The organism is Micromonospora sp. S4605 (assembly GCF_003176715.1).
GTDB lineage: Bacteria > Actinomycetota > Actinomycetes > Mycobacteriales > Micromonosporaceae > Micromonospora > Micromonospora echinaurantiaca.
In genome coordinates this window covers 1-2005 of the sequence record NZ_QGSW01000266.1, presented here as the reverse complement: position 1 = coordinate 2005, position 2005 = coordinate 1, and the positions used below count along the sequence as shown (strand labels likewise).

Here is a 2005-nt window from a genome sequence, read left to right as displayed (position 1 = left end):
CCTGCGTTCCGCGTAATTCAGGGGGGCTAGAGACATGATCTGGGGCGTGAGCTGGGGGAACGCGTGGACGTATGCCTGTCGGGCGTGTCTCTAGGCGGTGGTGTCGCTGCTGGTCAGCGGCTCGCGGGGGCGAGTTCGATGATCTGCTTCGGGGCGGGGATGTCGAGCTTGGCGAGCAGGTCGCGTTGGGGCTTGGACAGCTCGGTGCGCTGGCGGAACAGGCCGTTGGGGCCGGTGAAGGTGCCGGCGTGGAGCCGGTCGAGGTGGCGGCGGATGTTGTGCCAGGTGTCGCCGATGGTGGTCTCGGCGATGCGGATGAGGAGTAGGGCGAGCCAGCACAGCACGACGTGGGCTCGGATGCGTTCTTCGAGCCGGTGGTAGACCGGCCGCAGGTCCAGGATCTGCTTCATGTCGCGCCAGCCGCGTTCGACCTCGAGGAGCTGCTTGTAGCCCAAGGCGATGTCGGCGGCGGTGAGGTGCGGGTCCGAGCAGCGCAGCAAGTACTTGCCGTCGAGGTTGGCCTCCGTCTTGCACTTGGCTTTGTCGATACGCAGCAGCCCGCCGGGGGTGACGCGCAGGTACCGGTTCAGGCCGGGCTTGGTCGAGATCCGGCCGCGGAGCTCACCGCGCTTCATGACCGGCAGCGTGTCTGACCCGGCGATCAGCTCGTCGAGCTGGGCGACGAGCTGGTCGCGGATGTGGGCATCGCGCGTCGCGGCGTCGGGGTTGTGGCAGATGACGAACCGTTCGGTCTCCGACACCTTCACTTCCTTGACCCGCATGTTCTGTGCGACCTCGGTGTAGCGCCCTTGCCTGGACAGGGCGGCCTTGATCTCCGGGGAGTCCGAGCGCAGCTTCTCACCGATGATGTAGGAGTGGTCGCCCTGGCGTAGGTAGCGGCGGTTGCGCTCGGAGGAGAAGCCCCGGTCCGCGACCCACACGATCTTCGACAGGGTCCAGTCCCGCATGTCGTCCTTGACTTGGCGGATCAGCTTGGAGTCGGCGGTGTTCCCGGGCCAGCACCACACCCGGACCGGGATCCCGTCGCGGGTGACCGCCATCCCGATCACGATCTGCGGCAGGTCGTCGCGGGAGTCCTTCGACTTGCCGTAGGTCCGGAACCCGGCGTTGGTCGCCTCGCCGTCCTCCTCGCCCTCGTCGCCGTCGCCGTCGGTGGGTAGGCGGTGGCCGCGTTCGTCGCGGCCCACGGGGGTGTCGGGGTCGGCCAGCTCGAAGTAGGTGGAGGTGGTGTCGAAAAACAGCAGGTCGACCTCGAGGTTCAGCAGGTTCGCCACCTGGCCGAACACCCCGATCTCCAGCCGTTCGCGTACATCGTGGAGCCAGTCCATCGCCCGGTAGCAGGCGTCGTCGCTGGTCTCGGGTAGGCCGTCGATGTGCACGTCGTGGTTGATCCAGTCCGCGGCGGCCAGCTTCGACGACGGGGCGAGCGCCCGATTCGCGACCAGGCCGAACAGCACCCGCTCGGTCACGTCGGTGTCGCGGGGCCGGCCGCGGCGCGGCGTGGTGTCCAGACCCCGCAACACGGTGTCGATGCCCAGCCGGCGCCACAGCGCGTCGAGGGTGAACGTGCCACCCCACGGCCGTGACTCCAGGAACTGCAGCTGCGAGCCTGCCGTCGCGGCCAGCGCGTCGGCCGGGTCGAGCAGTCGGGCCAGGGACGCGACCAGCCGCTTGACCGCGTCCCGGTCGAGCTGGTCCTCCCGCCCGAACCCGTAGAGGATCTTCGGGACGGACCGGCCGGCCACCGGGTCCCACTCGTTGTGGGCCAAGTGCAGGTAGCGGACCTGACCGCTCTTCGTCTTCCGCACCGTCGTCTTCACGTACATCGCTCTAGACGATAGATCATCAGGAACCTGCCCACCAGTGCGTATCCCGATAGGCGTTTCTCTAGGCGATCCTCGGCCCGACAGTCGACCACACGGCCCTGACCACGAGCTTCATCCGGTCAGGATCTCTAGACCAGACGAATTACGCGGAACGCAGG

At 67.8% G+C, this 2005-nt stretch carries 1 protein-coding gene; it reads right to left on the bottom strand.

Annotated features, from left to right (window positions below; genetic code table 11):
* Positions 1 to 113: 113 nt before the first annotated feature.
* Entirely contained in the window at positions 114 to 1847 is a 1734-nt protein-coding gene (locus DLJ47_RS23970) for an IS1634 family transposase (RefSeq protein WP_109902980.1), read from the bottom strand.
* Positions 1848 to 2005: the final 158 nt, after the last annotated feature.

Coding starts and splice junctions, on each gene's coding strand:
- DLJ47_RS23970 (WP_109902980.1), bottom strand. CDS start 1,847: ATGTACGTGAAGACGACGGTGCGGAAGACGAAGAGCGGTCAGGTCCGC.